Source organism: Kitasatospora sp. NPDC087271 (assembly GCF_044744605.1).
Classification (GTDB): domain Bacteria; phylum Actinomycetota; class Actinomycetes; order Streptomycetales; family Streptomycetaceae; genus Kitasatospora.
Genome location: NZ_JBIUYQ010000020.1, coordinates 13693 through 39933 on the forward strand (window position 1 = coordinate 13693; position 26241 = coordinate 39933).

Sequence of the window (26241 nt, forward strand, 5' to 3'; positions counted from 1 at the left end):
GTGGAGGACGACACACCAGGTGACACACCGGGTACCGGAACGATGACGCGAGGACGGACCATGCACGGCAACGGGCGGCACCAGGGCAGCGGCACCGGCAGGGTGGTGGTCGGGGTCAGCGGATCGCTCGGCAGCCTCGCCGCCCTGCACCGCGGCGTGGCGGAGGCCCGCAGCCGTGGCGCCGAACTCGTGCCGGTGCTGGCCTGGGAGCCGCCCGGCGGCGAACTCGGCTACCGCCGGTCGCCGTGCCCGCCGCTGCTCGCGGCGGTGCGGGAGGCGGCCGAACAGCGGCTGCGGGACGCCCTCGACGCGGCGTTCGGCGGCGCCGACCCCGGCGTGCCGCTGCGCCCGCTGGTGATCAGGGGCGAGACCGGGCCCGCCCTCGTCCAGGCCGCCGACCGGACGGACGACCTGCTGGTCCTCGGCCGGAGCGGCGGCCTGCTGCGCCGCCGGCTGCGGCGCTCGGTCACGGCGCACTGCGCGCGCGAGGCGGGCTGCCCGGTGCTGACCGTCCCGGTGCCCGAGCTGCTGCACGAGCTGGAGGCCATGACCCGGCGCGCCCGGTGGCACCTGCCGGTCGGCCCGGCGCCCGAACTCGTCGCCGCGAAGGGGTAGGGCGTGCGGATGTACGCGGCCCGGCCGGGCGGGCGGCGCTACCACCCGGTCCTGGAGCGGCTCTCCGCCCCGGCCTCGGGCACGGTGGCGCTGCTCGCCGGCGGCGTCCTGGCGATGGGCCTCGGCGGGCTCGGCGAACTGCACTCCGGCGGGCTCGCCCACGTCGCCTACCTCGGCCTGTGCGCGATGCTCGGCGCCTTCTCCCGGCCCCGGGCGGCGCCGCTGATCGGACTGGCGGCCTGGCTGTGCTGCAACGCTTTCGCCGAGCACCGGCACGGCGAACTGGGCTGGGCCGGGACCTGGCCGGAGGGCTCGCACTTCGCGATGTTCACCGCCACCGCCCTGCTGGTGGCCCTGCCCACCACCCTGCCGCGCCGGACGGTCCGGGTGGCGCGGCTGCGCCTCGACCAGCTCGGGTGAAACCCCACAGACGGTCCCTCACCGGCCTTCGGGCCGGCGGGCGGACCACGCCGAGACCAGGGCTCCGGCCGGTACTCCGGAGCCCTCGGCAACCGGTGGAAAACAGGTAGGAGGCGCGCGGCGCCGTGGCGGCGGAGCGGTCGCCGTTCGGACAGCGGGCCCGCCGAGCCAGGCGGGCACCGCCGCGACCGCACCACGGCCCGCGCCGCGCGTCGTCCGTCCAGCCCCGCAGCCCGCAGGCCCGGTAGCCCGGCAGCCCTGCCCCCGGGCCGCCCGCTCGCCGCCCCCGGGCCGCCCGCCGCGGGCGGCGTTACGCTGAGACGACCAGATCCGTCCTCGCGGCCCCCGCTGCGCACCCAAGGGGGTGGGGCCAGTGTCGGCGTCCCCGACCAGCCCCCCGACCGGCGGTCCCCGTGACCGTCCGACGGGTTCCGGGGCGGGCGAGAAGGGCCTGAAGAGCGGCGCCCTGGGCCTGCTGTCCTCGGTGTGCATCGGCCTCGCCTCCACCGCCCCCGCCTACAGCCTCGCCGCGACCCTCGGCATCGTCGTGGTCGGGGTCGGCCTCCAGGCGCCCGTCGTCACCGTCCTGGCGTTCATCCCGATGCTGCTGATCGCCTACGCCTACAAGGAGCTCAACGCCGCCGACCCGGACTGCGGCACCACCTTCACCTGGGCCGCCCGGGCGTTCGGCCCGCGCACCGGCTGGATGGGCGGCTGGGGCATCGTCGTCGCCGACGTCATCGTGATGGCCAACCTGGCACAGATCGCCGGGGTGTACGGCTTCCGGCTGGTCGGCCTGGACTCGCTCGCGGACAGCCGGGTGTGGACGGCCACCGCCGGGGTGCTGTGGATCGTCCTGATGACCGCGATCTGCTACGTCGGCATCGAGCTGTCCGCGACCCTGCAACGCCGGCTGCTGGCCGTCGAGGTGGTGATGCTGGTCGCCTTCTCGGTCACCGCGCTCGTCAAGGCGTACGGCTCCGCCGCGCCCCCGACCGCCATCCCCGTCGACGCGTCCTGGTTCAACCCGTTCAACGTGCCCTCGACCTCGGCGTTCACCGCCGGCATGCTGGCCGCGGTCTTCATCTACTGGGGCTGGGACACCGCCGTGTCCGTCAACGAGGAGACCGCCGACTCCGCGCGCACGCCCGGCCGCGCGGCCGTCATCTCCACCGTGCTGCTGCTCCTCATCTACGTCCTGGTCGCCACCTCGGCGCAGTCCTTCGCCGGGGTCGGCGCGGACGGCATCGGGCTCGGCAACCCGGCGCACTCGGGGGACGTGCTGTCCGGCCTCGGTGACGCGGTGTTCGGCACCACCGGGATCGGCGCGGTGCTCAGCCGGCTGCTGATCCTGATGGTGCTGACCTCGGCCGCCGCCTCCACCCAGACGACGATCCTGCCCACCGCCCGCACCACCTTCTCGATGGCCACCCACCGGGCCATCCCGACCGGCTTCGCCCGGGTGCACCCGCGCCACCGCACCCCGACCTGGTCGACGGTCGCCATGGGCCTGGCGTCGATCGCCTTCTACGTCCTGCTCACCGCGATCAGCGGCAACGTGCTGGCCGACTCGATCGCCTCGGTCGGCCTCGGCATCGCCTTCTACTACGGCCTGACCGGCTTCGCCTGCGTCTGGTACTACCGCCGGGTCCTCACCCGCAGCGTCCGGGACTTCGTCTTCAAGGGCGTGCTCCCGCTGGCCGGCGGCCTGATGCTGCTGTACTTCTTCGCCTACGGCGCCTTCGACGTCTACGCCGATCCGGACTACGGCGCCACCTCGATCGACCTGCCGGGCGTCGGCCGGGTCGGCGGGGTGACGGTGATCGGGCTGGGCGCGCTGCTGCTCGGCGCGGTGCTGATGCTGGTGCAGCGGGTGGTGCAGGGGTCCTGGTTCCGCCACCCGGACGTCCCGGTGAGCGCCGCCGACCCGGCCTCCGCGCCCTGAGTTGCCGGTGCCCCGAACCGGCTGGTTCTGACGTTTCCTTGACGCGTAGTCACGTGTAAAGGACTAGCAAAGCAGGCATATAGTTCGGGCAAAGCATCGTGGTGGGAGGGGCCGGATGGAGACGACGCTGGAACCGGACTGGCGCACGCTCGGCGTCCTGGGCGCGGCCCGGGGCGCGCGCGGCGGGGGTGACGGCCGCCTCGGGACGGAACACCTGCTGGCCGCCGTCGCCGGGGCGAAGGGCCCGGCCGGCGAGGCCCTGGCGGCCGCCGGGGCGACCGCGACCGCCCTGCTCGCCGTCCTGCGCGACCGCCAGGGCGGGGCCGACACGGCACGCTGGGGCTCGGACGACGGGGCCGGCGCGAGCGTGCCGGCCCGCGACGCGCTCGGCCCGACCGGGGAGCGCGGCGTGCTGCTCAGCGGCGCCGCCGCCCGCGCCCTGACCGGTGCCATGGAGCGGGCCCGGCAGGACGGCGAGCGGAAGTTCAGCGCCGAACACCTGTTGCGCGCCCTGCTCGCCGATCCGCACGCCCGGGCCGTCGAACTGCTGCGCGCGGCGGGCGTCGCGCCGGGAGCGGTGCTGGAGCGACTGGCGGCGCCCGCCGGCCCCGACGCGCCGGACGGTCCCGGTGCCCCGGGCGCCCCCGACCGCGACGACCTCGACCCGCTGCTGCGCCCCACCCGGGACGCGCTGCTCGGCCGCACGCCGTACCGGCTGCCGCGCTGGAAGCGGCTGCTGGTACCCGGCTTCGCCAAGATGAACATCGCGGCCGCGCCGATGGCCTGGGTCCGGCTGGAGGCCGACGGGCAGGCGCAGCGCCTCGGCCGCCGTGCGCCCGGCACCGAGCACGTGCTGCTGGCCGTTCTCGCCGTGCACGAAGTCGCCTGCCGGCACCCGCAGTTGGCCGGCGAGGGCGGCGTCGACCCGGCCGAGCGGCACGCGGGCGGGGTGCGGCTGGCCCGGCTCGGCCTGGACTACGCCCGGGCCCACGCCGCGCTCACCGCCGGGCGGGTGCCGCTCGCGGCCGACCCGCGGGCGGTCGAGGCCTACCTGTCCGGCGCGGCGGACAGGCAGGGAACCGGGCCGCTGGTGGAGACGCTGCTCTCGGAGGAGACCCGGGCCCGGCGGCTGGTCGAGGCCCTGTGCGGCGACCGGCCCGATCACCCCTGATTGCTGTAACTGAACGGCGTTGGGACTAGACCGCGGGGACCATCCCGAGCAGCTCGCTCAGGCGGCGGACCGTGGCGGGTGACTCGCGGTGCAGGCCGGCGACGTCGAGGCCCTCGTCTCCCAGGATCATCAGCAGCGCCTGCTCCCCGATCGCCAGCACCACGACGTAGCCGCTGTTGCAGCGGGTGACCACGTCACGCAGGCCGCCCACGCCGACCTCGGCCGCGGTGCGCCGGCCGAGGCCGAGCATGGCGGCCGACAGGGCGGCGGCCGACTCGGGGTGGACGGCAGCCGTGTCGGCGGCCACCAACAGGCCGTCGGTGGTGGAGATGACACTCTCCGAGATGCCCATGACCCGGTCGCGGAGGGACTTCAACTCGTCGACCAGTACGGCGGTCGGTGTCTGGCTGCTCATGGTGCGCTCTTCTCACTCTGCTCGGTCGTCTCGGTACGCGCGGTGTGCTCGGCGCGGTGTGCGTTCGGTGGGCCGTCGGAAGCCGCCGCCGCTCCCTCGGATCGGGCGGGCAGGCCGCCGGGGCCGCCGGGGCCGCCCGGACCACCCGCGCCGCGTCCGCTGCGGACGCGGCGCGGCAGCGGCCCGGTGTCGGCCGGCGGCGGTTCGCTCGTCGCTATGCGCGGGGCCACGCTCGGTGCCAGGGGAGCCGGGTGCGCCGGTTCCCGGTGGAGCAGGTGCCGGGCGTCCATCCGTACGACGTCGAGGAGTACCGCGAACACGCCGCGTCCCAGGGCGAAGCCGAGGTCGCGCGCGGTGCGGCGGCCGGTGGCGGCGGCCAGGATCTCCCGGTAGCGGACCGGGATCCGCAGCGCACCGGATTCGGCCCGGGCGGCAGGACGGATCCGGATGCGGGCCAGTTCGCCGGGCGGTCCCCAGAGGCGGGTCAGCAGGGCCGTCCGCCGGGCGGTCTCCGCGAAGAGCCGCTCCGGCTCGATGCCCGGGCGCAGCGCGATCCTGGCAGGCGGCGCCGCCTCGGCCGTCTCCCAACTGCCGGGCGGGCTCAGCACCAGGGCGAAGGCCCCGTCGAAGGCGGCGGCGGCGCAGACGGCTTCGAGCTCGGCGGCGCCGATCGACCCCTGAGCCACCAGGGCCGCGCCGAGGTCGCCGCCCCAGGTCGGGGGAGCGTCGGTCGGCCGGCCGACCGACGCGGCCACCTCGGCGGACGCCCACTCCTCCTCGCCGACGCGCCGGGACTTCAGCAGCAGGGTCGCGGCGGTCGGGGCCCCGGGGGTCTCGATCGCGGTGACCAGACCCTGCTCCAGGTGGATCGTGCCGCCCGGTGCGCTGGAGACGGTGACCGAGCCGGTGAACTCCGTCCGGCGCAGCGCGAGCAGCAGCGCGGGCACGTTGCGCGCGGTGGGCGGAGCCGGCGTCGTGGGAGCTGCGGGGATGGCGGGCGGCGCCGTGTCGTGGGACGGGTCGGTCATGCCAGCAAGTCCTGCGCGCGGTCGGCGGTCTGGCGGACGGCCAGCGCCAGGTTGGTCCGTTCCCGGTCCAGCACGGTGGCCAGCAGCAGGGGGTCGCCCTTCCGGGACACCACCTGGACGACCTGGTGATGGCGGGTGCTGGTGACCACCAGGCTCTCCAACTCGCTCTCCGCCCCTGCCTCGTACAGCCGCTCGCCGATCAGGTTGGTCAGCTCGGCGAGTTCGGCCCCGGTCCCGAGCAGCCGGTGGTCCCCGGCGGACTGGTAGCTGAGACCTGTGACGGCGTCGACGAGCGCGGCACCGACCACTCCGGGGGAGCCGAGCACATCGGAGAGGGAAGCTTCGAGTGCGCGCACCAGTACCCCTTCACGTTCTGAACCCCGGTAGCGTACTTTATTCCATCATTTTCACGAGGCGACCACAACCGGTGACTTCTTGCTATTTTGTTCCTGCACACGGGAGTTCTGCCCGGAAGTCACGCAAAGGACGAACAGCGCATGAACATTGACGACGCACTCAAGGACGCGATGGCCATCGAGGGGGCCATCGGAGTGGCTGTGGCCGACTACGATAGCGGCATGTCGCTCGGGTTCCTCGGCGGGGGGCAGCAGCTCGACCTGGAGATTGCGGCCGCCGCCAACACCGAGGTCGTTCGTGCGAAGATACGCGCCTTGGCCGCGCTGTCGATCGACGATGTCATCGAGGACATCCTGATCACCCTCGGCACCCAGTACCACCTGATCCGCCCGCTGACCCGCAGTCACGGCTCGCTCTTCCTCTACCTGGCGCTGGACCGCTCGCGCGCCAACCTCGCGCTCGCCCGGCACGGTCTCAAGCGCATCGAGGCCGCTCTCGACGTCTAGCCGAGGTCGGGCCGACGGCCCGGGTGTCCGCGCCCCGTCCGGAAGGCCTGCGCGGAAGCCCTGCCTGAAGCCCTGCCTGAAGGACTGCCCGAAGGCCCACCCGGAAGGCCCGCGCGGGCCGCGTGTCGCGCGTGGAATTCCGGGCGGAGCGAATGCGGGACGTGACGAACCGGCTACGGAGATCCGTCCGTGGGAATCGGGCCGCGAATATCGCGGGTGTGCGCCGACCATGAAAATGCGTGACTTTCCGATGACTGGGCGTCATATTCGCCTCGGCTGTTCCGGCCGGCGCCGGAGCGCCGGAATGCCGTGGTCGAACCGCCGGAGCGCCGGTGTTTCGGCGGTGCCGCGGAATCGGCTCGACCACGCCGCGCGCGGCACGAAGGCGCGCCGCCGAGATCCGGCGGCGGGAGCGTCCCCGGACGCGGACGACGGGTGTGTGTGTCCGCGCTGGCCCCAGGTGCGGGCGCGCGGCGGCGTCATCGCGAACCCGGCCTCGTTCTCGAAGACGATTCAGGCGGGCAGCCTCACAGGACGGCGACCGCCAGTGTGATCGCGGCCAGCACCATCAGCAGCCCGAGCGCCACGAAGCCGTACTCCAGGGGTCTGCGCTCGCGGCCTTCCACCAGGACCTGCCGGGGGTCGGCCGGGTCGTAGCGGACCTGCACGTGGCCGCCGTCCGGCAGCGGGTGGCGCGGGGTGGACGGGACGGGGGAGAAGACCTCCACCACCCGGCCGTCCTCGGTCTCGAACTGCAGCAGCGGGCGCGGCGGCAGCGCGCGGTCCTCCGGGGCGGGGACGCGGGCGCGCACCAGGGCCAGGGCCGGGACGCCGACCCGGCGCAGCCGCCGGAGGTCGCGTAGGCCGACCACCCCGGCGAGGTAGGCGACCACGCCGCCCAGGCCGCCGAACACCACCACGGCGAATCCGGCCGTCCCGCCCACCGCGCCTCCCTGTCCGAATCGCCCCCGGACACCCCAGTATTGCCGACCGCAGGGACTCCTGACGCCTGGAACCCGCCCAGTTCACGGCGGAGCCCCGCCACTCCGGAAAAAGGGGTGGCGGGGCCCTCAGGGCACCGCGCGTACGTCAGACGTCGCCGAACTCGCCGGTACGGACGGCGGCGACGAAGGCCGCGAAGCCGTCGGGGGAGAAGGCGAGGGCCGGGCCCTCGGGGTCCTTCGAGTCGCGGACGGGGACAACACCGGGGACGTTGGCGGCCACCTCTACGCAAGCGCCGCCGTTGTCGCTGTACGAAGACTTGAACCGCTGAGGCTCGGTGGTCGCGGTAGATCCTCTCTTGGTTTCCTGCCTGTGTTGAAACACCGGGATGAGACCAGGGTGGCCTACGACGGGATCGTCGAGCTCTGTGCGTTGATGTTCACTGGCCGACGGTCCAGAAGAAGTTGATCAGCGTGACGGCCGCTCCGCACAGGATCGCGGCACCGTACGGTCTTGCCCGGGATGCGCGGTTGGGGTCAGTATCGATCACGGCTTGGTCCTCCTGTCGGCGTGTGGACGTGGCTCGTCCGACAGACAGGTGCACCGACCGAGTCCCTCCGCGACCGCAGACGGCGACCCCATCGGGACGGGGCGATGCGCCGGAGGTCGGGAATGGCCGCGACATACCATCGCAGTGAATACGAAGCGCCAGGCCGAGATTCCGGCACCGGTGTGAGGGAGGGCCAGGATGTTCGGTTCGCAGAAGAAGCTCAACGATCTGATGGCGCAGCTCAGGCCCGACCTGAGTCGGGAATCGCTCGGTGTCGGGCCCGACTTCCCGGGCGTCGCCCCGAACCCGTTCCTGAGCAGTGATGCACGGAAGCGCAACGCGGAACTGCGTACGGGGGCGCTTGCGCTCGGCGTTCTCGTCGACTGGCGGGAGGTCAACAGCAGTCCGCGCGTGGTCCTGATGCTCGACGTGGAGACCGCCGACGGCATCTCGTTCCGCGGTATCGCGGACGAAGGCCTCACGATCACCGAGCTCACCCGACTCGCCCCAGGACAGACGTTTCCCGTGCGCTACCGGCCGGCCGTCATGGACCACTACGTCGCCCTTGCCCGGGACGCGGACCCCGTCCACGTGCAGCAGCTCGCTGACGAGATCGCGAGCCGCAAGCGGACCTGACCCGAAGCCATTGGCCGGATCCCTGGAAGCCTCTTGAAGATCCTGCTCTGACTGCCCGACTCACCCCGGATCGCCGGTAAGTGTCGATCAGGTCGAACTGGTACAGGCCGGGCGTGCTTTCAACAGCTTCATCAGGGAGCGGTCGGCCAGGAGACCCCGCCACTCCGGAAAGGGGTGGCGGGGTCCCAGGGCAGCGCGCGTACGTCAGACCTCGCCGAGCGGGGTGTCCGGGTCGGCCAGCGCCTTCGGGTCCACCACCCGCCTGGAGCGCACCAGTTCGCGGATCGGGTCGGTGACGTCCCAGACGTTGACGTTCATCCCCGCCAGCACCCGGCCGTCGGCCAGCCAGAAGGCGATGAACTCGCGGGTGGCCGGGTCGCCCCGGAACACCACCTGGTCGTAGCCGTCCGGTTCGACGTAGCCGACGTACTCCAGGCCGAGGTCGTACTGGTCGCTGAAGAAGTACGGGATCCGGTCGTACACCGCGTCCGGGTGCCCGAGCATCGCGCGGGCGGCGGTCTGCGGCTGGTTGACGGCGTTGGCCCAGTGTTCGACCCGCAGGTGCGTGTCGAACAGCGGGTGGTAGGCGTTGGCGACGTCGCCGGCCGCGTAGACGTCCGGGTCGGAAGTGCGCAACTGCTGGTCGGTCTTGACGCCGTTGTCGATCTCCAGCCCGGCGGCCTCGGCCAGGCCGGTCGCCGGGGTGATGCCGATGCCGACCACCACCGCGTCGGCCGGTACCGTCGTGCCGTCGCCCAGCCGCACGCCGCTCACCGCGCCGCCGGAGCTGGTCAGTTCGGTGACCTCGACGCCGAACCGCAGCTGGACGCCGTGGTCGCGGTGCAGATCGGCGAAGACCTGCGCCACCTCCCGGCCCAGCACCCGCAGCAGCGGCAGTTCGGCGGCCTCCAGCACCGTCACCTCGGCGCCGGCCTCCCGGGCGGCGGCCGCCACCTCCAGGCCGATCCAGCCCGCGCCGATCACCGCGACCCGCGCGCCCGGGCGCAGCACGGCCTTGATCCGGTCGCTGTCCTCGACCCGGCGCAGGTAGAGCACGCCGTCCTGGTCCGCGCCCGGCACCGGCAGCCGGCGCGGGGTCGAGCCGGTGGTGAGCAGCAGCTTGGCGTACTCGATCCGGCCGTCGTCGGTGAGCGTCACGGTGTGTCCGGCCGGGTCGATCGCGGCCACCGTCGTGCCCAGCCGCAGCGTGACGTCCTGCTCCCCGTACCACTGCGGCGGGTGGACGTAGATCTTCTCCCGGGGCGTCTTGCCGAGCAGGTACCCCTTCGACAGCGGCGGCCGCTCGTACGGGCGCTCGTGTTCGTCGCCGATCAGGACGATGCCGCCCCGGTACCCGGCCTCGCGCAGCGCCTGGGCGGCCTTCGCGCCGCCCAGGGACGCCCCGACGATCACGATCGGCCGCTCGCGCCCGCCGTCCTCCGCCGTTCCCGCCGTGCCCGTGCCCATGCTGAACTCCTCGCTCTCCGGCCGGAATCAGGGGCCAGCCTGCCGCCGTCCGGGTGGCGTGTCGAGGGCGTGCCGGGCGCGCCGCGCCATGCTCCCCCTTACGGGTGAACGCGAACCGCTACGGGCGCGGTCAGGGAATTCGCTACGGGGTCATGGCCTCCCGGACCAGCGCGGTGTCGGCGAACTGCTCGAATCGGACGATCCGGCCGCCGCGCACCGTGAAGTGGTGGGCGACCCGCACCGCGAGCGGCTTTCCGGTGATCTTGTGGACGGCCGTGTAGCGGGCCAGCACCACCACGTTCTCGCCGTCGACCACGTAGGTGTCGTCGTGCGCCGTCCAGTTCTCCCAGGCGGCGGCCAGGCGCTCCATGACGTTGGCGGTGACGCCCTTCGGGGTGCGGTAGGTGCCGGCCAGCGGGAAGCCGGCCATCTCGGTCCACTCCACGTCGTCGGCGAGCGTGGCGCGCAGCGCGGCCAGGTCGCCGTGGGCGGAGGCCAGGTACTGGCGGCGGACCACGTCGGCCGGGGCGGAGGACTCGGCGAACGAGGCGGTGTCCCTCGGGATCTCGATCATCGTCGCTCAGCCCCAGGCCATCTCGCCCATGGCGACCTTGGTGCCGAGGTCGACGGCGATCTTCAGCCCCAGGTCGGGGAAGCGCCGTTCCAGCGCCTCCTTCGCGGCGGTCGCGTCCGGGGCCCGGCCGATCTCGGTCTCGAAGGCGCGCAGGTAGTCCCGGGTGTGACGGACGGAGGTGAGGTCGGTGGCCGCGCCGGCGGTGCGGTGGCCGGCCGCGACGAACTGCGGTTCGAGCGCCTCGATCCCGTCCAACAGGTCGATCCAGGCGGCGCGTTGGGCCGGTTCGGGGGTGTCGGCCGTCCACACGTGCAGGCCCTCGAAGAGCAGCACGCCGCCGAGTACGGCGCGGTGGTGGTGCTGCCAGAGGTAGTGCCGGTCGGGCAGGTGGAAGTCGGCGCCGCGCAGCTCGAACCGGTGCCCCTCGAAGACGAGTTCGTCCCCGTGCAGCAGCTCGGGCCGGACCAGCCGGGTGGGCAGCTCCGGGCCGAGGTGGGCCCAGGCCCTGAGCTTGCCCTCGAACGTCTCCTGGATGTGCTCGACGGTGGAGGCGGTGGCCAGGAACCGTGCCTGGGGGAAGGCGTCCTGGACCTCCTGGGCGCCGAAGTAGAAGTCCGGGTCCCCGTGGCTGACGAAGACCGCGGCCAGCCGCTTGCCTGCGGCGCGGATCCGCTCCACCAGCCGGCGGCCGTCGGAGCGGGTGAACCCGGCGTCCACCAGCAGGGCGTCCTTCGGGCCGGTGACCAGGACGGAGGTCTTGTTGAGCGAGCTGTCGGGGCTGTCGATGATCTCGAAGTCGAGAGCACTCATGGGTCTGTTGTCCTTCCTGCTGCCGGGCACGCCTCGCGGCCAGCATCGGCCTTGCGGGTGCGCTCCGCATCCGGAGGAGGGGCGGGGCCGGGCCCGATCCGACCCGCGCCGTGGGCGTCACGTCCTCGGGGCCAGTCGCAGCACCGCCAGCGCCCCCAGCAGGGTCGCCCCGGCCAGCACCGGCCACAGCACCCCCGGACCGGCCGCGAGCAGCGCCGTCAGCGCCGCCGGCGCCGCCGCCCGGCCCACGCCCGAGGACAGCTCCCAGCGCGCCAGCGCCCGCCCCAGCAGGTGCGGCGGGGCGGCGGCCGTCACCAGGGCCGTCCCCGCACCGGTGTAGAGGATCTCGCCCAGCGTCAACACCACCGAGACCGCCGCGACGCCCGCCGCGCCCGCGGTGCCGCCCAGCGACCCGACCGCCCAGTACCCCAGGTAGGCCAGGGCCAGCGTCACCCCCGAGGCGGCCAGCACGGCCCGCCGCGAACGGTCCGCGAGCCGCAGCACCAGCACCAGCTGCAGCGCGATCACCAGCACCGTGTTGCCCACGAACACGCCCGACGACCACGCCGGGGAGGCGTGCAGGTGCAGCACCAGCAGCGCCGGCAGCGCCACCTCCAGCACGTCGAAGCAGAACGCGTACGGCAGGTTGGCGAGGCTCAGCAGGCTGATCCGCCGCAGCGACTCGCCCTGCTCCGGCACGTCCACCGCCCGGTCGGCGGCCCGCTGCGGCGCGCGCACCCGCAGCGACAGCACCAGCGCGGCGGCGGCCAGGCAGGCCGCGCCCGTCACCCCGGCCAGCACCCGGATCGCGCCCGTCCCGCCGGTCACCACCAGGGTGGCCAGCAGCGCCCCCGCGCCCAGTCCCGCGTTGCGCAGCGACCGCCCGGCCGCCAGCGCGGCGTCCCGCAGGCGGCCCTCGGTCAGCGTGCTGACCACCGCCGCGTGCGTGGTCGGCCAGGACTGGCTGCCCACCCCGATCAGCACCGACGCCGCCACGAACCCCGGCAGGCCGTCCGAGACCAGCAGCGCCAGCGCGCCCGCCGCCCGCACCGCCAACGTGGCCGCCGCCGGCACGGTCCGGGCGCCGCGGTCGATCCACCGGCCGGTCAGCGGCACCACCAGCAGGCCCGCCACCATCCCCGCCGACATCGTCAGCCCCGCCGCCGCCGCGCCCAGGTGCAGCACCCCGATCCCGTACAGCAGCAGGAACGGCCGCAGCAGGCCGGAGCCCACCGCGTCCACCACCAGCGCGGCCGCGTACCGGGGCCCGCCCGCGGCGGTCAGCAGCCGCAGCAGCGTGGACGGGCCCCCGCGGCTCGCACCGATCGGCGGGGCCGGCGGCACGCCGTCGCGGACGGCGGCGTGGTCATGGACGGACTTCTCCTGGATCAGGCTCATGGCCGGTACCGTCCGCCCGGCCCGGCCCGCCGGGCACGTGGATTGACGCTAACCGTCAATCGACGCGGGAGCGGATCCGGGCGGGTGGCAGGATCGCCGTCGTGAGCGAACCGATCATCGAGAGGCGCGGGTGGGCGAACGCCCCTGCCGGGAGGAGCACGGCGGGCGCATGAGCGTGACCATCGACATCACCGGCCTGCCGGACGAGCGCCTGCTCTTCACACCGTCCCCGCTGGGCGAGCTGACCGCGATGCTGGACGTCCTCGCCGAGCCCGCGCACCACCCCGCGCTGCACGGCTGGGCGTCCAGCACCGCCGCGACGATCCCGCCGGAGCTGTCCGAGCGGCTGCTGGAGGCCGACTTCCTCTGGCGCTCCTCCCGCGCCGACTTCCTCGTCCCCGGCCTGCCCGGCGCCACCCTGGCCGCCGAGCTCGACGCCGTCGACCGGATGGACGACGAGCTGTACGTCGCCGCCGCCCTCGTCACCACCTGCGGCTCCTCCCGGCCGGCCCGCCGGGCGCCCTCCCCGCTCACCGACCCGGTGGCCAACGAGCGGGCCCGCGAACTCGCGCTCGCCCGGGGCCCCCGGCAGGCCGCCTTCGCGGACCGGCTGCTCGCCGACCCGCCCGCCGTGCGGGCCCTCGTCCGGCGGATGCTGGAGGACTGCGAGTCCGCGTTCTTCGCCGACGCCTGGCAGCGCGTCCTGCCCGCCCTCGCCGCCGACGCCCGGCGCAAGGCCGATCTGCTGGCCCGGCGCGGCCCCGCCGAGGCGCTGGCCGCGGTCTCACCCTCCGTCACCCTCGACCAGAGCGCCGACGGGCGGCGGCGGATCGTCATCGACAAGCTCCAGGACAACGCCACCAGCGGCACCGAGGGCGGCGGCGTCACCCTCATCCCCACCGCCTTCGGCCGGCCCCACCTCGTGGTGGTGTACACCCCCGGCTGGCGTCCCGTCCTCCAGTACCCCGTCGCCGAGGCGGGCATCCCCGAACCCGTCTCGCTGGCCCTCGTCCAGCAGCGGCTGGAAGCCCTCGCCCACCCCGTCCGGCTGCGCCTGGCCCGCACCATGGCCCGCGGCGCGCACACCACCGGCGAACTCGCCTCCACCTGGCAGCTCAGCGCGCCGGAGGTGTCCCGGCACCTGGCCGTCCTGCGCAAGGCGGGGCTGCTCATCACCCAGCGGCGCGGGCGGTACATGCTCTACCAGCTCGACCTGTCCGGCAGCGCCCGGCTCGGCTCGGACTTCCTGGAGGCGTTGCTGCGGTGACCGGTGTCGTGGTGACCGGCGGAGCGGCGACGGGTGAGCGGCGGCGGGTGAGCGGGAACAGCGGGGGAGCGGAACGCGTTCGTCCGGGCATGACCGACGACGCCTCACCCCGCATCCTGCGCTACGCCGCCTTCACCACCCGCCCCGAGGGCGGCAACCCGGCGGGCGTCGTACTCGACGCCGCAGGCCTGACCGACGAGCGGATGCTCGCCATCGCCGCCGAGCTCGGCTACTCCGAGACGGCCTTCCTGACCGCGGGAGCGACCGAAGGCGCCTACGGAGTCCGGTACTTCAGCCCGCTCACCGAGGTGCCGTTCTGCGGCCACGCCACGGTCGCCTCCGCCGTCGCGCTCGCCGCCCGCACCGGCCCCGGGCAGTACGTCTTCACGACGGCCGCGGGCGAAGTCCCCGTCCAGGTCGACCAGGACGCGGAGGGCGTGCTGCGCGCCACCCTGACCAGTGTCGAGCCGCAGGTGGAGGACGTGACCGAGGCCGACGTCGACGAAGTCCTCGCCCTGCTCGGCTGGGCCCGCACTGACCTGGACCCGACCCTGCCGCCCCGGATCGCCTACGCCGGCGCCCGCCACCTCGTCCTCGCCGCCGCCACCCGTGACCGCCTGGCCCGCCTCGACTACGACTTCGACGGCCTCGCCGCCTACACCCGGGCCCGCGACCTGGTGACCCTCCAACTCGTCTGGCGCGAGGCCGCGGACGTCTTCCACGTCCGCAACCCCTTCCCGGTCGGCGGCGTCGTCGAGGACCCGGCCACCGGCGCCGCCGCGGCCGCCTTCGGCGCCTACCTGCGGGAGCAGGGCGCGGCGGCGGCCCCGGCGGTGCTGACCCTCCACCAGGGTGAGGACCTGGGCCGCCCGGGCGTGCTCCACGTCGAACTACGGACGGCGGACAGCCGGATCCGGGTGTCCGGCGCGGCGGTGGCGATCCCGTAGCGCGAACGCGCTCGGCCCGGTCCCGGCCCGAGGCGTCCGGAAATTCGCTCGCATACCGGGCCCGGGTGGGCGAAGCTGCCCGGATGCAGCGAGCGAGCGAACGCACCGTCACGGTCCATCTCACCCACGGGGCTGAGTACTTCGGTCCCGTGGGCCCGTTCCAGGCGGCGGGCGGGTGGTGGTCGTCGGTGGACGGGGTGGGGGCGCGGACGGCCGAACTCGCCGGGGTGCCGGTGCTGGTGCTGCGGCTGGTGGAGGGCCGGGGCGAGCAGGGCGGGCGCGGCGGGCACGGTGGGCACGGTGGGCAGGTGTGGTACCACGCCGAGGCGCTGGAGCGGCCGACGGCCGTCGAGGCCCGGCCGCTGGACGCCGGGACGGCCGCGCTGCTCGGCCCCGCCGAGCGCCGCGCGGCCTGGGCCACGCCGGCCGGGCTGGGGGAGGCGCTGGCCTGGGCGGAGGCGGAGCTGGCCGGGGCGGGCCGTCCGGTCGCCGGCCCGGCGCGGCAGATCCGGACCTGGAACCTGTCGGGCCTCCTCCGCCTCCCGACGGCCACCGGCCGTGACGCCTGGCTGAAGACCACGACGCCCGCCTTCAACGCCCGGGAGGGCGAGGTGATCGCGCTGCTCGGCGGCGTCGACCCGGGCCTCGTGCCGCCGGTGCTGGCCGCCGACCCGGCGGGTGGGCGGCTGCTGCTGGACCACGTGCCCGGCGAGGACTGCTGGTCGCCGTCCCTCGACACCGTCGAGGAGGTGGTGCCCCGGCTGGTCGCCGCCCAGGCGGCGCTGGCCGCCGACGGGCGCGCGGCGAAGGCCGGGCTGCGCGACCGGACGCCCCGCACCCTGCTCGCCCAGGCGCAGGCGCTGCTCGACCGGCTCCCCGGCGAGACCGACCTGACGCCCGGGGAACTGGCCGACGTCCGCCGACTGGTCGCCGAACTGCCGCCACTGCTGGAGGAGTTGGCGGCCTGCGGCCTCCCCGAGACCCTGGTGCACGGCGACTTCCACCCCGGCAACTGGCGCTCCGACGGCGAGCGTCCGGTGGTCGTCGACTACGCCGACTCCTACCTCGGCCACCCCGCCCTGGACGGGCTGCGCCCGCGCGCCTACCTCGCGCCGGAGCGCTGGCAGCACCTCGTCGAGGTCTGGCTGAAGGCCTGGAGCGAGCACGCGCCCGGATCCCGGCCGTGGCGCGCGCTGGAGCTGGTCGAGCCGCTGTACCACCTGTCCTACGCGCTGCGCTACCAGGAGTTCCTGGACCACATCGAGGAGAGCGAACGCCCGTACCACGCGGGCGACCCGGCCGCCGAGCTGCGCGCGGCACTGGCCTGCGGCGTTCCCGACCTCACAGGTCGGAACACCTAGACTGCCGGGGTGGATCGGACGACGCCAGGCCCCGTGCTCCCGGAGCTGCCGCTCCAGGAACTGGAGTGCTTCTCCGTCCTGGTGCGCCAGTTGCACTTCGGGCGGACGGCGCAGCTCCTGGGCGTCTCCCAGGGCCGGGTCTCCCAGCTGATCAAGCGGCTGGAGGGCCGGGTCGGCGCCCCGGTGTTCGAACGCACCAGCCGGCGGGTCGAGTTGACCGAGCTGGGGCGCGAGCTGGCCGAGCAGGTGGTGCCCGCCGTCGACCGGCTCCGGGAGGGCTTCGAGGCGGCCCGCGCCCGGGCCGCCTCGACGGACCGGCCGCTGCGCCTGGGGTTCCAGTGCGCCGTGTACGAGCCGGTGGCCAGGGCGATCGCGGGCCTTGCGGAGGGGGCGGCCCAGCTCGTCGAACTGTCCTGGGGCGATCCGTTCTCCCACCTGGGCCGGGGCGAGATCGACCTGGCCATCGTGCTGTCCCCGTGCCGGGAGGACGGCCTGCGGGTGCTGCTGGAGTTCTCGCGGCAGCCGATGTACGTCGCCCTCTCGGCCGGGCACCGCCTGGCCGGGGCGGCGAGCGTCTCGGCGGACGAACTGGCCGGGCTGGCGCTGATCGAACCGCGTGGGCCCGCCCCGGACTACTGGCGCCGGGCGAACGCCCCGCGGCGGACGCCCGACGGGCGGGAGCTGGCCTACCCGGCGGGCGCGGCCACGCTCCAGGAGGGGCTGTCGACGGTGGCCAGCACCCGCCTGGGGCTGCTGCTGTGCGAGGCGAGCACGGCGTACGTCCAGCGGCCGGACATCCGCTGTCTGCCGGTGCCGGGCCTGGAGCCGTCCACGCTGCTGGTGGTGCAGGGCGAGCGGCCGCCGCACCCGCTGGCCGGGGCCTTCGTGCGGGCGCTCACCGCCGTGGGCGCGTGACGGCGGCGAGCAGCAGTCCGGCCGCCGTGATCAGCGCCGCCGTGAGGAGCACGGCGTGGGTCCCGGCCCGGTCGACGACCAGGCCGCCGGCGAGCGAGCCCAGCGCGATGCTCGCGTTGAACACGCCCGCCCACAGCGCCGCCGAGGCCTCCATCCGGGTGGGGTCGGCGATCCGGACCCAGGTCTGGGTGGAGATCGAGACCCCGCCGTACGAGGCGCCCCAGACGACGAGCGCGATCAGCACCGCCACCACGCTCCCGGTGAGGAGCGGCAGGAGGGCGGTGGCGAGCGCGACGCCCGCGAGGGCGGTGGTCACGGCCGCCTTGGGGCGCCGGCCGGCCGCCGGGCCGAGGGTGAAGTTCCCGGCGACGCCGGCCAGTCCGTAGACCAGCAGGCAGGCGGCGATGACGCCGCTGCTCAGGCCCGCGTCGAGTTCGAGCACCGGCCGTACGTACGTGTAGCCGGTGAAGTGGCCGAGCACGACCAGCGCGGTGACGGCGAGTCCGGCGGCGACTCCCCGGCTGCGCAGCGCGTCCGCGATCCGGTCGAGCCGGCCGCGCTCGTGGACGGGGAGGGCGGGGAGCGTGCGGGCGAGGACGGCGGCGGACACCGCGCCGAGCAGGGCGAGGGCCCAGAACGCGGAGCGCCAGCCGAGCAGCGCCGCGAGGTAGGTGCCCAGGGGGACGCCGAGCACCGAGGCGATGGAGACGCCGGAGAAGATCAGCGTGGTGGCGAGCGCGATCCGCGGCCCGTCGGCGAGGCGTGGGCCCAGCCCCGCGGTGATGCCCCACACGACGCCCATCGCGAGGCCGAGCAGGACGCGGCCGACGGCCAGTACGGGGTAGTCGGGGGCGAGCGCGGTGAGCGCGTTGGCCAGCGACAGCAGCAGCATGAAGGCGACCAGCACGTGCTTGCGGTCCCGGAGCCCGATGAGCGCGGGAACGAACGGGGACAGGGCGGCGGCGAGGAGCCCGGTGATGGTCAGGGAGAGCCCGGTGACGCCGTCGGAGACGCCGAGGGTCTTCGAGACGGGGGTCAGCAGCCCCACGGGCATCATCTCGGCGGAGACCACGGTGAAGGTGGCGAGGGCCACGGCGGTGATCGGTGCCCAGCGGGGCGGGCTGCCGGGGGCGGCCGGGGGCGCGAGGGTGTCGGCGTCGGTCATGGAGCCAGCCCATCAGCCGCGCCGAGGGCGGAACAAGATCGATGAGCTCATCCGTCGATTAGCCAGGTTCATCGATCCAGGGGTGCCCCCGGCGCCGCCCGCCGTGGTGCGGCAGGCGGCGCCGGGGCGCGGTCACTCCGGCGGGGCGATCCGGTGGCCGCCCGCGGCCGAGTAGAGGGTCAGCGCCTCGACCGGGCAGAAGTCGACCGCGTCGGCCAGTGCCTCCGTCAGCTCGGCGCCGTCGGCCGCGTAGTCGGCCACCGGCTCGGCCAGCCCGTCCGCGCCGAGCGCCAGCGAGCCGGGGGCGCTCAGGGCGCACATCCCGGAGCCGATGCAGCGGTCCCGGTCGACCCGGACGACCACCGCGTCGGCGCCCGTCCCCGGGGTGGCCGTCACCAGGCGACCTGGAGGGTCTCGGGGCTGCGGGTGAGCAGGCCCTTCCGCCAGTCGATCTCCTCGACGGGCCCGGTCAGGCGCAGCGAGGGCAGCCGGCGGGCCAGGCGGTGCAGGGCGAGTTCGAGCTCCATCCGGGCCAGCCAGGCGCCCAGGCAGTGGTGCGGCCCGGCCCCGAAGGTCAGCATCGGCGCGGCCAGCGGGGAGAACAGCTCGGTGAGCAGGTCCCCGGTGAAGACCGACGGGTCGTGGTTGGCGGCGCCGGTGTCGGCGGCGACGACGCTGCCGGCCGGGATGACCACCCCGCCGATCTCGACGTCCTCGATGGTGCGGCGCAACAGGCCGGGCAGGTGCTTGGCGTCGCCGAGCGGGACGGCGCGCAGGATCTGCTCGGTCGCGGCGGTCGCGCTGGCCTCGTCGGCGGCGAGCCGCTGCCAGGCCTCGCGGCCGTCGGCGAGCAGGTAGACGAGCGCGTTGCCAAGGCTGGTCATGGTGGTCTCGTGGCCGGCCACGACGAGGCCGATGACCAGCGTGACCAGCTGCCGCTCGGTGATCGATCCGTCCTCGGCGGCGGCCGCGAGCAGGCTGCTGACCAGGTCCTCGCCGGGGTCGGCGCGGCGCTCGGCGATCACGGCGGCGCCGAAGCCGGCGAACTCGGCCATGGCGGTGGCGATCTCCTCGGCCGTGTAGGCGGTGGCGGAGAGCGCGTGGTCGCTCCAGTGCGCGAGCTTCTTGCCGTCCAGGTTGTCCAGCCCCATCAGCCGGCTGATCACGTGGACCGGTAGCGGCCGGGTGTAGCCGGCCACGATGTCGGCGGGGGAGCCGTGGTCGATCAGCTCGTCGATCAGGCCCTCGACCACCGAGGCGACCCAGGGCCGCCAGCGGGCGATCGCGCGCGGGGTGAAGGCCCGCTGCACGGTGCGGCGCAGCCGCTGGTGCTCGGTGCCGTCGATGTTCAGCAGGCCCTGCGGGTCGTCGAGGATGTTGGGGATGGCGGTGATCGGCGGCGCGTCCGGCTCGTACAGCGGGGCGCGGCCCAGGCGCGGGTCGGTCAGCACCTGCCGCACGTCCGCGTGGCGGCTGACCAGCCAGACGGGCGTGCCGGTGGGCAGCGCGGCGAGCCGGGGCGGGCCGGGCTCCAGGCTGCGCAGGCAGTGCAGCGGGATGAGCGGGACGGTGCCGGTTCCGGCACCGGTCGCACTGTTCTCGGCGGACATCCGTACTCCAGACTCCAGGGCGGGGGGCCGCGCGTGACGGCCCGACGGGGGGTGGAACCGGGATGGTGCGGGGACGGGTGGGGCGGGCCGGCGGGCGGCTCGGCTCGGCCCGGGCCGGGTCCGGCGGACCGGGACGAACGGCGGATCGGGTGGGGCGGCAGATCGGGACGAACGGCGGATCGGGTGGGACGAACGGCGGATCGAAGGCGGAAGCGAAGGCGAACGCGGACCGGAACGGGGGATGGCGCGAATCGTGCGACGGCGTACGGTCGGTACGCCTCGGCGCGGACGGCGCGCGGTGGCGCACCGTCGGGTGGGGCGGATGTGCTGAGCGTGGTCGCGTGGACCGCTTCTGCTACGACCGTACGTGGGCGGTGGTGCGCGCGTCAGCGGCACTTCCAGCCAACGGCGCTCCTTTCCGGGCACTTCGAGGCACGCTGACGGGCGCTCGGCGCCGCCCGCGCGCCCTGCCGTGCGGGCCGCGCCGGGGGTCCGGCGGATATCTCGACGGCATATGACGCCCTCGCGGCCGGTGCGGTGAGCCGGATCACCGGGCCCGCCCCGTCGGCGCCCGTCGCTACGGGCGCTACGCTTCGTGGGCAGTCGTTTGTCGCAGGTCACGCCGGTGCAGAGCCGCATCGGCCGACGGAGGTGGAATCGGATGGCCCAGCAGGTCAAGGCAGTCATCGCGCGCGCCAAGGGCGCGCCCGTGGAGGTGACCACGATCGTGGTGCCGGACCCGGGGCCGGGCGAGGCGGTGGTCAAAATCCAGGCCTGCGGGGTCTGCCACACCGACCTCCACTACCGCGAGGGCGGCATCAACGACGAGTTCCCGTTCCTGCTCGGGCACGAGGCGGCGGGCGTCGTCGAGTCGGTCGGCGAGGGCGTCACCGAGGTCGAGCCGGGCGACTTCGTCGTCCTCAACTGGCGCGCGGTGTGCGGCCAGTGTCGCGCCTGTCGGCGCGGCCGCGCGCAGTACTGCTTCAACACCCACAACGCCAAGCAGAAGATGACGCTGCTGGACGGCACCGAGCTGTCCCCGGCGCTGGGGATCGGCGCGTTCGCCGAGAAGACCCTGGTCGCGGCCGGCCAGTGCACCAAGGTCGACCCGGCGGTCTCGCCGGCCGTCGCCGGCCTGCTGGGCTGCGGTGTGATGGCGGGCATCGGCGCCGCCATCAACACCGGGGGCGTCGGCCGCGGCGACTCGGTCGCGGTGATCGGCTGCGGCGGCGTCGGCGGCGCGGCGGTGATGGGCTCGCGGCTGGCGGGCGCGGCGAAGATCATCGCCGTCGACATCGACGACCGCAAGCTGGAGACGGCCCGCAAGCTCGGCGCCACCCACACCGTCAACTCCCGCAGCACCGACCCGGTCGAGGCGATCCGGGAGCTGACCGGCGGCAACGGCGCGGACGTGGTGGTCGAGGCGGTCGGCCGCCCGGAGACCTACAAGCAGGCCTTCTACGCCCGCGACCTCGCCGGCACCGTCGTCCTGGTCGGCGTGCCCACGCCGGAGATGACGCTGGAGCTGCCGCTGCTCGACGTGTTCGGCCGCGGCGGCGCGCTGAAGTCCTCCTGGTACGGCGACTGCCTGCCCTCGCGGGACTTCCCGATGCTGATCGACCTCCACCTCCAGGGCCGCCTGGACCTCGGCGCGTTCGTCACCGAGACCATCGAACTCGACGCGGTGGAGCAGGCCTTCGAGCGCATGCACCAGGGCGACGTGCTCCGTTCGGTCGTGGTCCTGTGAGCGAGCGTAGCGAGCGAACCATCGAGAGGTGCGCATCGGGCGAAGCACCTGCCGAGCGAAGCGAGGTGGGCGCATGAGTCCGCGCATTGACCGGCTGGTGACGGCCGGTACCTTCGAACTCGACGGCGGCAGCTGGGAGGTGGAGAACAACGTCTGGATCGTCGGCGACGACGAGCAGGCGGTGGTGATCGACGCCGCGCACGACGCCGACGCGATCGAGGCCGCGCTCGGCGGGCGCCGGCTGCTGGCGATCGTCTCCACCCACGCGCACAACGACCACATCGACGCCGCCCCGGCCCTCGCCGCCCGCACCGGCGCGCCGATCCTGCTGCACCCGGACGACCTGCCGCTGTGGAAGCTCACCCACCCCGAGCGCCTCCCGGACGGCGAACTCGCCGACGGGCAGCGGATCGAGGTGGCCGGCACCGAGCTGACCGTCCTGCACACCCCGGGCCACGCCCCGGGCGCGGTCTGCCTGTACGCGCCGGAGCTCGGCACCGTCTTCACCGGCGACACGCTGTTCCACGGGGGCCCGGGCGCGACCGGCCGGTCGTTCTCGCACTTCCCGACGATCATCGACTCGATCCGTGAGCGGCTGCTGTCGCTCCCGGCCGAGACGGTGGTCCGCACCGGCCATGGCGACCCGACCACCATCGGCGCCGAGGCCCCGGCCCTGCCGGACTGGATCGCCCGCGGGCACTGACGACGAACGGCCCCCGGAGCACGGCGCGCGCTCCGGGGCCGTAGCATCGCGATCATGGCCCATGATCCCCGCGACCTCGACGACGCCTTCCTCGCCTTCTGGCGGGAGCGTCACATCGCCACCCTGACCACCGCTCGCCCGGACGGCTCGCCGCACGTGGTGCCGGTCGGCGTGACGTACCAGCCGGAGACCGGGACGGCCCGGGTGATCACCAGCCGCACCAGCCGCAAGGCCCGCAACGTGGCGGCGGCCGGCCCGCAGGGCCTGCGGGTCGCGGTCTGCCAGGTGGACCGGGCACGCTGGTCGACCCTGGAGGGCGTGGCCGTCGTCCGGGACGAGCCGGAGCAGGTCGCCGACGCCGAGCGGCGCTACACCGAGCGCTACCGCGAACCCCGGGCGAACCCGGACCGGGTGGTCATCGAGATCGCCGTCGACCGTGTCCTCGGCCGGCCCTGAGAGCCCTGCTCCCGGGCTTCCTCACGCGCGGCCCGCGCCCATCCTGAGCGCGAGCTCGCGGGCGTGGTCGGCCGCCGCCGGGCCCCGGCCGGCGTCGGGCGCCTCGGAGAGGAAGACGAGCGCCAGCATCAGCGCGGCGTCCAGCCGGCCCACGGCCAGGCACGGATCGTCGTCGGCCGGGGCGGTCGCCGTCCTCGCGTACCCGCTGCGGACCGCCGCCGGGTCGAGGTCGTTCTCCGGGTACCGGGCGTACTCGACGAGCCGGCCGAACTCCAGGGCCGGGGGCCCGAGCAGGGCGTTCGACCAGTCGAGCAGGGCGACCGCCCGCCCCTGGCGGCGGCGGATGTTGGCGCTGCGCACGTCGAGGTGCAGCAGGCTGTCCTCGGTGGAACCGGCGAGGTGGCCGGCGATCAGGGAAGCGGCCGGCGGCTCGGGCCAGTCGCCGACGCGGCGGCCGATCTCGGCCCAGCGGCGCCCGATGCGTGCGGCGATCGCCGCCGCCGTGCCGGTTCCCTCCGCCGCGACGGGCCTCAGCTGCGGCGGCGGCACCCGGTGGAGCCGCGCGAGGAGGTGACCCAGCTCGAAGGAGTCGAGGTCCGAGCCGTCGTCGGGGACGTAGGCGGACAGCAGTACGTCGGGGGCGGCCGGGTCGTCCGCCAGGACGAGCTCCCTCGGCTGCGCGACCGGCAGGCCGTGGGCGGCCAGGTGCTTCGCGATGGCGTACTCCTGCCGGAGCAGGGTCCGGGTGTCCACGTGGGGGTCGTTGGCGTTCGACTCGAACCGCTGGCGCGCGAGCCGCACCGCGACGGGCTGCCCGTCCCGCGCCTGCGCCCGGAACACGGAGAACTCCAGTCCCTGGCCGACGAGTTCCAGGCCGCTCAGGCCCCACCGCTCGGCCAGGTCGTCCAGCGCGGCGAATCGCTCACTCATGTGCACCTTCGGGGTTTCGCGGTCGCAGGTCGGCCTGCGTCTTTCACCACCAGTGTGAAGGCGCCGGGCGGGCACGTCAGGCGTTCGCCGGAGACAGCGCGGGATGGCGCGGGTGCGGCTCCTGCCCGGCTCAGCCCCGGTTGTGGTCGCCGGCCGCGCCGTCGAGGAGTTCGCGCGGGATGTCCATGTGGACTCGTGCGGCTCCACCCTCATGTCGGAGGTCTCGTCGGCCTCCAGGTCGAAGGGCAGGGGCCCCGTCCCGCGGCCGAACGCCTCGCAGAACCAGCCCGGCTCGGCACCCCCCGGGTGCTTGACCAGGCCCGGCAGGTTCCTCCCCGACGGGGTTATCGGTCGCCGCAGCTGCTCGTCGTCCAGGCCGTCCGCCCGGGGTGGCGCCGCGTCAGGCGGAGCGGTGGTAGGAGGTGAGCGAGATTCGGACCGGGCCGTCGTCGGCCGTGGCGAGGACGCGGACGATGGCGATGTCCTGGCCACCCTGGGCGCGGACACAGAAGCTGCGGTCGGTGCGCAGGGCGTTGAAGGGCAGGGCGGAGACCGGCTGGGTCTCGACGCCCTTGACGCAGTCGGGGAGGGTGAGCCGGCCGGTCGGCGCGACGTAGGCGTCGCTGTCCTCGGGGATGGAGAACTCGCCGGCGTGGCGGCCCAGGTACCAGGTGGAGGCGTCCTGGGCGGTGACCTTCCCGGCCTTGAGGTCGAACTCGTAGGTGGGGTCGGGGGAGGTGAGTTCGAGGTTGGTGTGGACGGAGGTGTACCCGGCGGCCGTCGTGGCGGCGGCGGTGGCCTGGCCGGGGGCCGGAGCGGTGGTGGCGGCGGCGCCGGCGGCGACGTTCTGGTCGTCGAGGTCGTCGAGGGCGTCGAGGTACTCGGGATCGAGCAGGACGAACGTGGCCGCGGCGCCGACGAGGAGGGCGGCGGCGGTCAGGAGCACGGTGCGGGTGCGGGTGTGGGTGCGCCGGCGGGCAGGGGCGGCGGGCTCGGGTCTGTCGGGGGCCGGTTGCAGCCGGGTGGGCGGCGGGGCGGGGAGGCCGAGCGTGGTCGGGGCGTCGGCCGCGGCCCGGGCCGGGGAGAGGACGGTGGCGGGCGGGGCGGGTGCGCCGGGCGTGGTCGGCAGGTCGCTGTGGCGGCGGATCGCGCTGCTGACCCGCTGGGGCAGCCAGTCGTCGGAGAAGCGGAGCTCGCCGCCGGTGGCGGGGTGCCGGCGGGCGGCCTCGATCAGCTGGGCGGTGCCCGGCCGGTCCTCGGGGCGCTTGGCCAGGCAGAGCCGGACCAGTTCGTGCAGTCCGGGCGGCAGCTGGGAGAGGTCGGGCTCCTCGTGCACCGCCCGGTACAGCGAGGCGGGCTCGGGCCCGTCGCCGAAGGGGGGAGTGCCGGAGCCGACGTAGGCGATCAGGGCGCCCAGCGCGAAGACGTCGGTGGCCGGGGCGGCGGACAGGCCGAGGGCCTGTTCGGGGGCCATGAAGCCGGGCGAGCCGATCCGCAGACCGGTGCCGGTGAGCGGGCTGGCGTCGGCGGCCCGGGCGATGCCGAAGTCGATGACGCGGGGGCCGTCGGCGGCGACGAGGACGTTGCCGGGCTTGAGGTCGCGGTGGACGACGCCCGCCGCGTGGATCGCCTGGAGGGCCTCGGCGATGCCGGCGAGGAGCAGCAGGACGGCCCGTTCGGGCAGCGGTCCGTAGTGCTGGACGACCTGCTGGAGGGAGGGGCCGGGCACGAAGGTGGTGGCCAGCCAGGGAGTGGCGGCGTCGGTGCCCGCGTCGACCACCTGGGCGGTGTAGAGACCGTGGATGCGCCGGGCGCTGGCGACCTCCTGGGCGAAGCGGTGCCGGAACTCGGGGTCCTCGGCGAGTTCGGGCCGGACGACCTTGAGCGCGACCGGCCGCCCGCCGGGGGTGTAGGCCAGGTAGACGAGGCCCATGCCGCCCGCGCCGAGCCGCGCGCAGAGGCGGTAGCCGCCGACCTTGCGGGGGTCGTCCGGGGACAGCGCCTGGAACGCCGTGGGCGACGGGCCGCCGAAGGGCTCTGCGGTCATGCTGGCTCCCAGCGGGTCGTGCGGGTGGGACGGGGGAGTGGCGGAGCGGGGGGCGGGGTAAGGCGGGGCGGGGCAAGGCGAGGGTGTGGCAGGCAGGCAGGCAGGCAGGCAGGCGGGCCGGGGCCCGGGCGGACGCCGGCGTCGTGAAGCGCACCGGATCATAACCCGACTGGGATTTCAGTCAGGAATGGGGTCCTCCGGTCGGTCGGTGCCCCCTCCGGGTAAGGTGATTCCTTGTGGCTGACCGTCGAACCTTGAT

The 26241-nt window shown here is 74.7% G+C and carries 27 protein-coding genes and 1 pseudogene; 13 read left to right on the plus strand and 15 right to left on the minus strand.

The features are described 5' to 3' along the window. The first annotated feature begins 60 nt into the window (after positions 1–60). The 4 genes from ACIO9K_RS28070 to ACIO9K_RS28085 all read left to right on the plus strand — a co-directional run bounded on the left by ACIO9K_RS28070 (position 61) and on the right by ACIO9K_RS28085 (position 4151). Positions 61–615 (plus strand): universal stress protein, encoded by a 555-nt coding sequence (locus tag ACIO9K_RS28070; RefSeq protein ID WP_400334164.1) that lies wholly within the window; start codon positions 61–63, stop codon positions 613–615. A gap of 3 nt (positions 616–618) precedes the next feature. Next, complete coding sequence (locus ACIO9K_RS28075) at positions 619–1035, plus strand: hypothetical protein (RefSeq protein ID WP_363617492.1); 417 nt, start codon at positions 619–621, stop codon at positions 1033–1035. A 373-nt stretch (positions 1036–1408) separates the two neighbouring features. Further along, positions 1409–2980 (plus strand): APC family permease, encoded by a 1572-nt coding sequence (locus tag ACIO9K_RS28080; RefSeq protein ID WP_400334167.1) that lies wholly within the window; start codon positions 1409–1411, stop codon positions 2978–2980. A gap of 115 nt (positions 2981–3095) precedes the next feature. Next, the gene (locus ACIO9K_RS28085) at positions 3096–4151 is read left to right on the plus strand and encodes a Clp protease N-terminal domain-containing protein (protein ID WP_400334169.1); all 1056 of its coding nucleotides are present in this window, start codon (positions 3096–3098) and stop codon (positions 4149–4151) included. 25 nt (positions 4152–4176) lie between these two features. Here ACIO9K_RS28085 and ACIO9K_RS28090 read toward each other — a convergent pair whose 3' ends face one another. The 3 genes from ACIO9K_RS28090 to ACIO9K_RS28100 are packed head-to-tail and all read right to left on the minus strand — an operon-like array spanning position 4177 to position 5950. Continuing rightward, positions 4177–4566, minus strand: a complete 390-nt coding sequence (locus tag ACIO9K_RS28090; RefSeq protein WP_063350516.1) for a roadblock/LC7 domain-containing protein — start codon at positions 4564–4566, stop codon at positions 4177–4179. Next, positions 4563–5594 carry a hypothetical protein gene (locus ACIO9K_RS28095; RefSeq protein ID WP_400334172.1) on the minus strand — a complete coding sequence of 344 codons (1032 nt, stop codon included), beginning with the start codon at positions 5592–5594 and terminating at the stop codon, positions 4563–4565. Before ACIO9K_RS28095 ends, ACIO9K_RS28090 begins: the two co-directional genes overlap by 4 nt. Next, complete coding sequence (locus ACIO9K_RS28100) at positions 5591–5950, minus strand: hypothetical protein (RefSeq protein WP_363587515.1); 360 nt, start codon at positions 5948–5950, stop codon at positions 5591–5593. The genes ACIO9K_RS28095 and ACIO9K_RS28100 overlap by 4 nt, the downstream gene beginning before the upstream one ends. Positions 5951–6091: 141 nt before the next feature. On the opposite strand from ACIO9K_RS28100, the gene ACIO9K_RS28105 reads away from it, so the two are divergent. After that, positions 6092–6457, plus strand: coding sequence for a hypothetical protein (locus ACIO9K_RS28105; protein WP_363587517.1), 366 nt, complete (start codon positions 6092–6094; stop codon positions 6455–6457). Positions 6458–6984: 527 nt separating this feature from the next. On the opposite strand, the gene ACIO9K_RS28110 is transcribed toward ACIO9K_RS28105, so the two are convergent. Both ACIO9K_RS28110 and ACIO9K_RS28115 read right to left on the minus strand, forming a co-directional pair. Further along, complete coding sequence (locus ACIO9K_RS28110) at positions 6985–7401, minus strand: DUF3592 domain-containing protein (protein ID WP_363587519.1); 417 nt, start codon at positions 7399–7401, stop codon at positions 6985–6987. Between the two features lie 145 nt (positions 7402–7546). Further along, a complete protein-coding gene (locus ACIO9K_RS28115; protein ID WP_363587521.1) occupies positions 7547–7783 on the minus strand; it encodes a DUF397 domain-containing protein in 237 nt (78 codons plus the stop codon). A 364-nt stretch (positions 7784–8147) separates the two neighbouring features. Here ACIO9K_RS28115 and ACIO9K_RS28120 point away from each other — a divergent pair, with 364 nt between their 5' ends. Continuing rightward, on the plus strand, positions 8148–8585 hold the full coding sequence (locus tag ACIO9K_RS28120; RefSeq protein WP_363587523.1) for a hypothetical protein: 438 nt from the start codon (positions 8148–8150) through the stop codon (positions 8583–8585). Between the two features lie 204 nt (positions 8586–8789). Here the strand turns inward: ACIO9K_RS28120 and ACIO9K_RS28125 are convergent, their stop codons facing one another. The 4 genes from ACIO9K_RS28125 to ACIO9K_RS28140 all read right to left on the minus strand — a co-directional run bounded on the left by ACIO9K_RS28125 (position 8790) and on the right by ACIO9K_RS28140 (position 12834). Next, positions 8790–10052 (minus strand): NAD(P)/FAD-dependent oxidoreductase, encoded by a 1263-nt coding sequence (locus tag ACIO9K_RS28125; RefSeq protein ID WP_400334178.1) that lies wholly within the window; start codon positions 10050–10052, stop codon positions 8790–8792. A gap of 142 nt (positions 10053–10194) precedes the next feature. After that, complete coding sequence (locus ACIO9K_RS28130) at positions 10195–10626, minus strand: nuclear transport factor 2 family protein (RefSeq protein ID WP_363587527.1); 432 nt, start codon at positions 10624–10626, stop codon at positions 10195–10197. Positions 10627–10632: 6 nt separating this feature from the next. Next, positions 10633–11436, minus strand: coding sequence for an MBL fold metallo-hydrolase (locus ACIO9K_RS28135; RefSeq protein ID WP_363617476.1), 804 nt, complete (start codon positions 11434–11436; stop codon positions 10633–10635). Positions 11437–11553: 117 nt separating this feature from the next. Next, positions 11554–12834, minus strand: a complete 1281-nt coding sequence (locus ACIO9K_RS28140) for an MFS transporter (protein WP_363617474.1) — start codon at positions 12832–12834, stop codon at positions 11554–11556. Positions 12835–13003: 169 nt separating this feature from the next. Between ACIO9K_RS28140 and ACIO9K_RS28145 the strand changes: the two genes are divergently transcribed. From ACIO9K_RS28145 to ACIO9K_RS28160, 4 genes are all read left to right on the plus strand, one after another. Then, positions 13004–14101 (plus strand): DUF5937 family protein, encoded by a 1098-nt coding sequence (locus ACIO9K_RS28145; protein ID WP_363617472.1) that lies wholly within the window; start codon positions 13004–13006, stop codon positions 14099–14101. Positions 14102–14190: 89 nt separating this feature from the next. Continuing rightward, a complete protein-coding gene (locus ACIO9K_RS28150; RefSeq protein ID WP_363631950.1) occupies positions 14191–15048 on the plus strand; it encodes a PhzF family phenazine biosynthesis isomerase in 858 nt (285 codons plus the stop codon). 83 nt (positions 15049–15131) lie between these two features. Then, entirely contained in the window at positions 15132–16409 is a 1278-nt protein-coding gene (locus ACIO9K_RS28155; RefSeq protein ID WP_400334183.1) for a phosphotransferase family protein, read from the plus strand. 9 nt (positions 16410–16418) lie between these two features. Further along, positions 16419–17324 (plus strand): LysR family transcriptional regulator, encoded by a 906-nt coding sequence (locus ACIO9K_RS28160; RefSeq protein WP_400334185.1) that lies wholly within the window; start codon positions 16419–16421, stop codon positions 17322–17324. Here ACIO9K_RS28160 and ACIO9K_RS28165 read toward each other — a convergent pair. The 3 genes from ACIO9K_RS28165 to ACIO9K_RS28175 all read right to left on the minus strand — a co-directional run bounded on the left by ACIO9K_RS28165 (position 17305) and on the right by ACIO9K_RS28175 (position 20099). After that, positions 17305–18489 carry an MFS transporter gene (locus ACIO9K_RS28165; protein WP_400334188.1) on the minus strand — a complete coding sequence of 395 codons (1185 nt, stop codon included), beginning with the start codon at positions 18487–18489 and terminating at the stop codon, positions 17305–17307. The genes ACIO9K_RS28160 and ACIO9K_RS28165 overlap by 20 nt on opposite strands. Positions 18490–18621: 132 nt before the next feature. Next, positions 18622–18885: a ferredoxin gene (locus ACIO9K_RS28170; protein WP_363617461.1), complete on the minus strand. Its 264-nt coding sequence runs from the start codon at positions 18883–18885 to the stop codon at positions 18622–18624. Further along, positions 18882–20099, minus strand: coding sequence for a cytochrome P450 (locus ACIO9K_RS28175; protein ID WP_400334191.1), 1218 nt, complete (start codon positions 20097–20099; stop codon positions 18882–18884). Before ACIO9K_RS28175 ends, ACIO9K_RS28170 begins: the two co-directional genes overlap by 4 nt. A 661-nt stretch (positions 20100–20760) precedes the next feature. Here ACIO9K_RS28175 and ACIO9K_RS28180 point away from each other — a divergent pair. From ACIO9K_RS28180 to ACIO9K_RS28190, 3 genes are all read left to right on the plus strand, one after another. Beyond that, positions 20761–21846, plus strand: a complete 1086-nt coding sequence (locus tag ACIO9K_RS28180; RefSeq protein WP_363587547.1) for an S-(hydroxymethyl)mycothiol dehydrogenase — start codon at positions 20761–20763, stop codon at positions 21844–21846. Between the two features lie 73 nt (positions 21847–21919). After that, on the plus strand, positions 21920–22549 hold the full coding sequence (locus ACIO9K_RS28185) for an MBL fold metallo-hydrolase (RefSeq protein ID WP_363617457.1): 630 nt from the start codon (positions 21920–21922) through the stop codon (positions 22547–22549). A gap of 54 nt (positions 22550–22603) precedes the next feature. Next, positions 22604–23005, plus strand: coding sequence for a pyridoxamine 5'-phosphate oxidase family protein (locus ACIO9K_RS28190; protein ID WP_063350534.1), 402 nt, complete (start codon positions 22604–22606; stop codon positions 23003–23005). A gap of 21 nt (positions 23006–23026) precedes the next feature. Here ACIO9K_RS28190 and ACIO9K_RS28195 read toward each other — a convergent pair whose 3' ends face one another. The 3 genes and pseudogenes from ACIO9K_RS28195 to ACIO9K_RS28205 form a co-directional block, all read right to left on the minus strand. After that, positions 23027–23935 carry a phosphotransferase gene (locus ACIO9K_RS28195; RefSeq protein WP_363617455.1) on the minus strand — a complete coding sequence of 303 codons (909 nt, stop codon included), beginning with the start codon at positions 23933–23935 and terminating at the stop codon, positions 23027–23029. A 192-nt stretch (positions 23936–24127) separates the two neighbouring features. Beyond that, positions 24128–24442, minus strand: a pseudogene (locus ACIO9K_RS28200) (DUF664 domain-containing protein); the annotation flags it as partial. Next, positions 24336–25982, minus strand: coding sequence for a serine/threonine-protein kinase (locus ACIO9K_RS28205; RefSeq protein WP_400334196.1), 1647 nt, complete (start codon positions 25980–25982; stop codon positions 24336–24338). The pseudogene ACIO9K_RS28200 and the gene ACIO9K_RS28205, both read right to left, overlap by 107 nt. Positions 25983–26241: the final 259 nt, after the last annotated feature.